The 7,936-nt window shown below is 59.4% G+C and carries 5 protein-coding genes and 2 pseudogenes; 2 read left to right on the top strand and 5 right to left on the bottom strand.

Annotation, left to right across the window (positions count from 1 at the left end; translation table 11 throughout):
• The first annotated feature begins 41 nt into the window (after nucleotides 1–41).
• Complete coding sequence (locus WCA53_RS11610) at nucleotides 42–959, top strand: DUF2950 domain-containing protein (RefSeq protein ID WP_423909560.1); 918 nt, start codon at nucleotides 42–44, stop codon at nucleotides 957–959.
• Nucleotides 960–1,263: 304 nt separating this feature from the next.
• Here WCA53_RS11610 and WCA53_RS11605 read toward each other — a convergent pair whose 3' ends face one another.
• The 5 genes and pseudogenes from WCA53_RS11605 to aspT form a co-directional block, all read right to left on the bottom strand.
• Nucleotides 1,264–1,851, bottom strand: coding sequence for a BPSL1445 family SYLF domain-containing lipoprotein (locus WCA53_RS11605; protein WP_423909556.1), 588 nt, complete (start codon nucleotides 1,849–1,851; stop codon nucleotides 1,264–1,266).
• Nucleotides 1,852–2,153: 302 nt separating this feature from the next.
• Entirely contained in the window at nucleotides 2,154–2,345 is a 192-nt protein-coding gene (locus WCA53_RS11600; RefSeq protein ID WP_423909552.1) for a DUF2964 family protein, read from the bottom strand.
• Nucleotides 2,346–2,378: 33 nt separating this feature from the next.
• Complete coding sequence (locus WCA53_RS11595) at nucleotides 2,379–3,758, bottom strand: glutamate decarboxylase (protein ID WP_423909547.1); 1,380 nt, start codon at nucleotides 3,756–3,758, stop codon at nucleotides 2,379–2,381.
• An 83-nt stretch (nucleotides 3,759–3,841) separates the two neighbouring features.
• Nucleotides 3,842–5,497 (bottom strand): annotated as a pseudogene (locus tag WCA53_RS11590) (bifunctional aspartate transaminase/aspartate 4-decarboxylase).
• Nucleotides 5,498–5,554: 57 nt separating this feature from the next.
• A complete protein-coding gene (gene aspT / locus WCA53_RS11585; protein WP_423909563.1) occupies nucleotides 5,555–7,300 on the bottom strand; it encodes an aspartate-alanine antiporter in 1,746 nt (581 codons plus the stop codon).
• Between the two features lie 427 nt (nucleotides 7,301–7,727).
• On the opposite strand from aspT, the pseudogene WCA53_RS11580 reads away from it, so the two are divergent.
• Nucleotides 7,728–7,936 (top strand): annotated as a pseudogene (locus WCA53_RS11580) (hypothetical protein); the annotation flags it as partial.

Raw genomic sequence — 7,936 nt, 5'->3', positions numbered from 1 at the left:
GCGGTGGCGGACGCGGCGGCAGGCGCTAAGGAGACACGGGCATGACGTCACCACTACACATTCTCACGGTTCGGATCGCTGCGATCGGCACTTCCGTCGCGCTTGCGCTGGCACTCTGCCTCGGGGCGCCGTCTGCTGCATACGCGCAGAGGGACTTCAAGTCGCCGGAAGACGCGATGAACACGTTTGGCGATGCTGTCGCCAGTAGCGACGAAGCAGCCTTAAGGTCTTTGCTGGGCGCCGACTTTCGGGACCTCATTCCTCCAGTCGGCTCGGAAATCCGGAGCCGCTTCCTGAAGGTCTGGGACACGTCACACACGATCCAGGCGACGGACGACAAACATGCCGCAATCGCGGTGGGCAACGAAGGCTGGACGCTCCCCATCCCCCTCGTGAAATCGGCTAAGGGCTGGCATTTCGACACCCTCGCCGGAGTCGAGGAAATGCGCTTGCGCCGCATCGGACGCAACGAGCTTGCCGTCATCCAGACGATGCTTGCGGTGTACGATGCGCAACGCGAATACGCTCAGACGGACCACGACGGCAGTGGCGTCCTCGCCTATGCGAAGAAGCTAGCGAGTTCGCCCGGCAAGCAAGATGGCCTGTACTGGCCGACTGGCCCCGATGGCAAGACAAGCCCGCTTGGGGCCGCCTTCCTGACGGCGGGCAAGCGCCACACCGAGCAGGCGGGCTATTACGGCTACCACTACAGGCTGCTCACCTCGCAAGGTCCTCACGCCCCTGGCGGGGCATATGACTATGTCGCAGACGGGAAGCTCTTTGGCGGCTTCGCCGTCATTGCATGGCCCGTTCAATACGGGGATACCGGCATCAAGAGCTTCATGGTCAGTCACGCCGGGCAGGTCTACGAGCGTGATCTTGGCCCCGACGGTGCGGCGAAGGCGGAGGCGACGCAGTCATTCGACCCCGGCCCCGGGTGGGTGAAGGTGTCGCCTTGATGCGTCTTCTGGCCTTGATGCGTGTTCTGCTTACCGCTGCTTACCGCTGCGTGCGGCGGTTCGCGCCCGTGATACACGCGACCCGACCTTGATTTAGCGCATTTCGTTCAGCTACGACCGTCGTATGGGGCGATGATGGGACGATGAGCAGGACCCGGGTGTCCGCGCCACAGTCACTATCCGTGCGCGTCGCCATCGCCGCCATATACGTGCACTTGACGCACCGCTTGCCCCACCGCCGCCATTGCCGGTGAGGCAATCTGGCGAACCGGGGGTAAGCCGCACTTCAAGCCGCACTTCAAGTTCACAAATTGAGCCGTGTTATCTTGGCGCCGTTGACCGAAGCATCCGCCATCAGGCCGGTATTGGTCAGCACAAGAGCCACGACCTGCGAGGAGGCTGTTGTCGTATCGATCGTACCGTTCGCGCCGACTTTCAGGACCGACACCGCGACGTCACTGCCAACCGACCAGCCAGCCGCGTTGCGGAACGAATCGAGCGCCTCTTGCGTCATGAACATGTAAATGATTGCCGTCGACTGCGCTCCGGCCTGAAATCCAAATGAAGCAGCCGCCGTGCTGTAGTAGCCGGCCGTCGTGCCACGCACACGCAATGCGCCTTCGCCGTACGCAGCCCCGGCAATGAAGGCCGCCTTCTTCACGTCCGGAAACACCAGAATGCCTTGGGCCTTCGATCCGAGCTCGCGCGAACCCGTGACTGTCGCGAAGAGCCGGCTCAACGTGCCATCAACACTTGCGTCGAGCGCCTGGCGCTTCGAGGCATCGGTTTCCGGGCTCTTGCCGCTGTTTGGCGTCATGGTGCAGCCCGCGAGTGCCAGCCCCCCCGAGGCGCTGACAGTTGCTGCTGTTATCACAAAGTTCCGTCTGTTCACGATCGACCTCCATTAAGGTTCCGAGGCCAGTCCCCGGTGGGTAAGTCTGGCCGCTACATCCTTCGATCACGTTCGAGCCGGCGTCCAGGTAACCGTGCGCGATACGATGAACCGCACCACCCGATACCACGTGCTTCCGATGCTTTGGAACACTTCACGCCGTCACCTTGCCGACCACACCCAGTATTCGTCCTGTTGCAGGATCTCACCGCGACAGCCGCGGGGAAATTGGACTTTGGTCTTAGAGTAGAAGGGGCACTTCATCCATCCCATTGCTTCTGATCCCTTCGAAAATTCTCCGCCTATTTGCCAGCTCCGTTGCCCGGACGGAGCATCCACACGAAGCAGGCAATGCCGATTACCATCGCGAACGCCCCGATATGAATCAAATGCGCGCGCTCGTACAGCAATCCCTGGATCGATGCCGCCATGCCTCCCAGCGCAACGAAGACAGCGATTGCCGCCAGAACGATCCTGCTTTCTGCGCGAGCCATGACGAATTCTCCCGACAGACTCATTTGCCATCCTCAGCATTTGGCCGGCGTCGTCGTTGCCGACGCATGCGCGTGCAACGTCGGCGGCGCGGCGTTGCCGCCACGTTTCTCGAGGAATTTGCAGGCATCGACGATGTCGCCGGCAAGCAGTTTCGCCACAGTGTGATTGATGTGCGGCCTTACCACGACCCGCAGGCTCGTGACCGCTTCAGCATTGGGCGGCATCGTGTATGCCGAGAGCACCCAGCCTTTCTCGCGCACCTTGTTCGATACATCGAATTCATTGAAATTCTTGATCTTGCTGTCGAGCGTGACCGCCACCACGGGGATCCGCTGCGATTCGTTCATGACGGTGAAGTACCCGCTGTCGACAAGAATTCCGCGCAACGCAATTGCATTGTCCAACGTATGCTGCATGATCCTCCTGTAGCCTTCGAAGCCATGCCGGATGAACATGTAGTACTGCACGGCCACCTGAAAGGCGTTACGACTGAAGTTCAATGTCGCGGTCGGCATTTCGCCGCCCAGATAATTCACATAGAAAACAAGGTCCTCGTTGAACACCTTGCGTTCACGAAAAATGATCCAGCCAAGGCCGGGAGGTACAAGGCCGTATTTATGCCCCGACGCATTGATGGACTGCACACGCGGCAGGCGGAAGTCCCATTTGTAGTCGGGGTAGAGGAACGGATTGACGAATCCTCCGGATGCTCCGTCGATGTGCATCGGAATCGAAATGCCGGTCCGTTTCTCATAGTCGTCGAGCCAGTCATGAATGCCCTGAATATCGTCATCCTCGCCAGTGAATGTCTGTCCTGCAATGGCGACGACGGCGATAGTGTTTTCGTCGACGTACTTGTCGAGACTTTCCGCCGTCAACCGGTAGTTGCCAGGACTCAACGGCACAATGCGCGGTTCGACGTCAAAGTAGCGAAGAAACTTTTTCCACACGATTTGTACGTTTCCGCCCGTTACCATATTGGGCCGGCTCACATCCTTGCCCTCCGCTTCCCTTTGCTTCCGCCAGTTCCACTTGTGTGCGAGGCCCGCCAGCATGCAGGCCTCGGACGAGCCTACCGTCGCGGTGCCGTAGGGCTCCGCGTCTTTAGGGCCGTTCCATAGCTGATGCAGCCACTTGACCATTCGCGTTTCCATGGCGAACACCTGCGGATACATGTCGTGGTCGATGTAATTCTTGAAGATGTTACGTTTGGCCGTCTCTGCAGCCTCCGGTTCAGCCCACGTGGTAACGAAAGACGACATGTTCAGCATCGGGTTCGCGTCGGTCCACTCGGAGCTGATCACAATTCCAGCCGCTGCGCGGGCGGACATGCCGTCTTTGGGGAATTCGTCCTCTGGGATGGGGAAGTTGAATTCGTCGTACGGGGTTATCTTTTCTATAGACGTGCTCATTTTGCAATCCTCAATGGAAGGAGAGGTTCCTTGCGAACCCTGCGGCGGCCAACAGGATCTGCAGACTGTCCAGGGTCCGACCGCTACAGGACCTTGTCTTTGTCGAGGCTATTCCCGGTCGAGGCGTTGTAGCGCTCGACATAGTCGGCAAGCAGCGCGCGAATGGCGTGTCCAATCTTTCGATAATCGGATTCGTTCAGGTTGGCGAGCGACACTCGACCGGACGGATGCGGCGTGCCGAATCCGCGCCCCGGAAGCAGGACCACGCGCGCTTCACGGGCCAGTCTGAAGAGCATTTCGGATGGTTCTGTATTCTTCATGAGCCACTCGACAAAATCGCGTCCGTAGGCGCGTTCGCCAAGAAACTCCATGTCGAGGATCGTGTAGTAGTCCACCTGATTGCTGTCGTCGTCGTCGAACGTAATACCGATTCCTTCATATAGTGCACGCTTGCGGCTGCGAATCAGGCGTTTCAGGGCGTTCTTGTATGCGTCGGGCGTGTCCATCAGCGCATACAGCGAAAACAGCACCATCTGCACCTGCTGCGGCGTCGATAGGCCCGCCGTATGATTCAATGCGACCGTGCGACTGTCTGCAACGAGGCGGTCGATGAACTTCAGCTTGTCCGGTTCGGTCGTGATCGATTCATAACGATGGTGCAGTTGCTTCTTCGCGTCTTTCGGCAGATCGGCGATCAGCTTGTCGAGGACGTTATCGCGGTGCGTGGCGATCGTGCCGAGCCGCCAGCCCGTTGCGCCAAAGTATTTCGATTACGAGTACACCAAAATGGTGTTCTTCGGCGCAAGCGCGAACAGCGACACAAAGCCGTCGGCGAACGTGCCGTACACGTCATCGGTCAGCAGAATCAGATCAGGCCGCTGTTTCACGATTTCGGCAATGTATTCGAGACTCTCGTCGCTGATTCGCACGGACGGCGGATTGCTTGGATTGACCAGGAAGAACGCCTTCACGGCCGGATCGCGTAGCTTGTCGAGTTCGGTTTTCGAGTACTGCCAGTTTTTCTCCACGTCGGCATTCACATCGACGACAGTTAGCTGATAGTCGTTCAGGCGCGGAATCTCGATATACGGGGTGAAGATCGGCATGCCGAGGGCAATCGTGTCACCCGCCTTGATCAGGTGATTTTCGCGCATCGTATTGAAGATGTAGGTCATCGCGGCAGTACCGCCTTCGACCGCGAAGATATCGAATTCACCAATGAACGGATGGTCGCCGATCATCTCGCGGCGCAGGTACTGGCCGACGATGACCTCCGACAGCTTCAGCATCCGGTCGGGTACCGGATAGTTCGACGCCAGAATGCCTTCGCACATCTCATACAGGAAGTCGCCGGCGGGCAGTCCGAGCTGATCGCGGACATAGGATATGGCGCCAGCCAGGAAGTCGATGCCCGGCACGCCCTTGTTCCCGCGCAGAAACAATTCGAACCGATCGATGAGTCCGTCGCGCTGCGGAAACCCCCCGATGCCTTCCGGCATGTAGGCAAATGATCGCTCCGCTTCACGCATCGCAAACAGACCGAGTTGCCAGAAACCGTGGCGCGCAACGGTCGCGAGAAAGTTGGGATTGCCGCGCCCCGCGTTGAGCATCGAAAGGTTCGCGGCGCGCTCCACTGCGCCGCCACCCGCTGCCTTGATCAATTCGTCTTTCAATTCGAACGGACTAAGTGCCGCGAGCTTCGCGGCCTCCTCTGATCCTGGTTTGTCCCGCTTGGCCATTTGCTCTCTCCAGTATGAAGTTTCCCGGGTAGGCGTCGCCCGTAACGACGCGCCGGGCTAGGACAGAATCATCACAATCACCATTCCCCATATAGTCAGGAGCGTGTTGCCGACCGCATAGGTCACGGTGTATCCGAGTCCCGGGATCTGGCTTTTCGCCGCGTCACAGATCATCCCCAATGCCGCAGTTGTCGTTCTTGCGCCGGCACACACACCGAGCAGGATGGCCGGATGGAAATGGAACACAAAGCGCGCGATCAACATGCCGAGGATCAGAGGAAGAGTGGTGGCGACAATGCCCCACAGGAACAGACCGACGCCGAGGGTCTGCAGCCCTGCGACGAATCCCGGTCCCGCGGTAAGGCCGACTACGGCAATGAACACATTAAGACCGACCGAGTTCATGAACCAAACGGTGGGTTCCGGGATGCGGCCGAAAGTTGGGTGGATTGCCCGAAGCCAGCCGAACACCAGACCGGCGACCAGTGCGCCGCCGGCGGTCGACAGTGTGATCGGAATGCCCGCAACATTGATGACGATCGCACCCACCAACGCGCCGGCGGTAATCGCCAGAGCGACGAAGGCGACGTCCGTCATGTTGGTTGGCCGGTCCAGTACGCCTAGCTCTTTTGCGGCAGCGCCCGTGTCCTGCGTCCGCCCGACGATCGTTATCGTGTCGCCGCGATGCAGCTTTGTACTGGGCAGCACTGGAATTTGCGTTTCCGTCGGTCCCCGCTTGATTTTTCGGAGATAGACGCCGCGCGCAAGCGGCAAAACTGCAAGCTCGTGCAATGTCTTGCCGTCCACCGCCTTGCTCGTCACGTAAACATCCACGCCTTCCGCTGGGACTGCCAGCAGCTCGGGATCGTCTACTTCCGCCGCCCTCACCTTGCGAACCCCGACCGGCAGATCGCCAGTGTCATGGTTACTCGTGCCGCCTCCTCCGAGCACGGAGACCAGCTGGTCCCGGGGGCCTGCAATCGCCACCACATCGTCGGCCTGCAGCACCAGATCGAGCGTTGCCTCCTGAATCGTGGCGCCGCGCCTGACCCGCTCGATAAACAATCGTGTTCCTTCGGGCTGGAGCGCTTCAGCCTGACTTACAGTCATGCCGCATACCGGCGCGTCGGGCATGACCCGATAGGCGCGCAGTTCGTACCGGTGCCAGGCCTGGCCTTCACCACCCATTTCCTTTGTTCCACCGAGAGTCGCCTCGTATTCCTTGCATGCCGCGACCAGGTCGATGCGCAGCAGCTTCGGCCCGAGAGTGGCGAGAATCAAAGCGGAGCCGATCGTGCCGAAAATGTACGATATGGCGTAGGCGGTCGGCATCGCATCCAGCAGCACTTTGGTCTGATCTGGCGGCAATGCCAGCCGATTGATGGCGTCCGTCGCAAGCCCCATCGATGCGGAGATGGTCTGTGAGCCAGCGAACAGTCCGGCCGCCGAACCAATGTCATAGCCGGCCATTTTGGCCGCGAGAATCGCCGAGCCTAGAGACAGCAGACATTGCACCACAGAAAATAGTGCCTGCGGCAAGCCATCTTTGGCGATGCCGCGCACAAACTGCGGGCCGACCCCATAGCCCACGGCAAACAGGAACATCAGGAAGAACACCGACTTGACGTTGGGCGATATGGTGATGTGAAGCTGGCCTACTGCAATGGCAGCCAACAGCGTCGCCGTGACTGCCCCCAGACTGAAGCCCTTGTAGCTCTTTCCACCGACCCAATAGCCGATCGCGAGTGACAGGAATAGTGCAATCTCGGGATATTGTCGTAGCGTTGCAGCTAGCCATGCCATGGGAGCCCTCGTCTGCGGTTCGTCCGTCGACACCGGTGAGTGAGCGGGCGCGGTGGTAAATGAATCGTAGCCGCCGACCTTCATTGAGGAGGTTACCCGTCTCTCAAACCGGTCTCTCACCTTCTACAGTGGTTGTACTCATGGCACGAGACAATACGACCTTGGTCCTAGGTCACCAATTCGTAACGCACCCTTCCCGTGCTGCCACGTTTTGTCCGGGTTGAACACCGCGACAGGCGGCAAATACGACCTTGGTCCGATTGCGCGCGGTATGACGGGAACGCAATGATGAAAGCGAACCTGCCGCTGCTGGACACACATCGTCCAGCGCGAAATCCGACGGAACTGACATGACCGGTGCCGGTTATAACATCACTTTCAGGCGGCCAGCGACCTGCGTTAGCGCGGGCTCAAGCAAGGAGTTGCCATGAATAAATTAGCGAAATGCTGCGTTTTTGCCGCTTTAACCGGCTCCATATCATTTGACGTTGCGGCGCAGGGAAAACCCATCGCCTATCCCGCCAAGGGACAAAGCCAGCAACAACAGCAGCAGGACGACGGAGCATGTTATTCGTGGGCCAAGAGCAACACTGGCGTTGATCCGGCTGCCATGGGCTCCGCCCCGCCACCGCCTTC

Source organism: Caballeronia sp., assembly GCF_049581465.1.
Taxonomy (GTDB): domain Bacteria; phylum Pseudomonadota; class Gammaproteobacteria; order Burkholderiales; family Burkholderiaceae; genus Caballeronia.
This window is presented reverse-complemented; position numbering and strand designations above follow the sequence as displayed.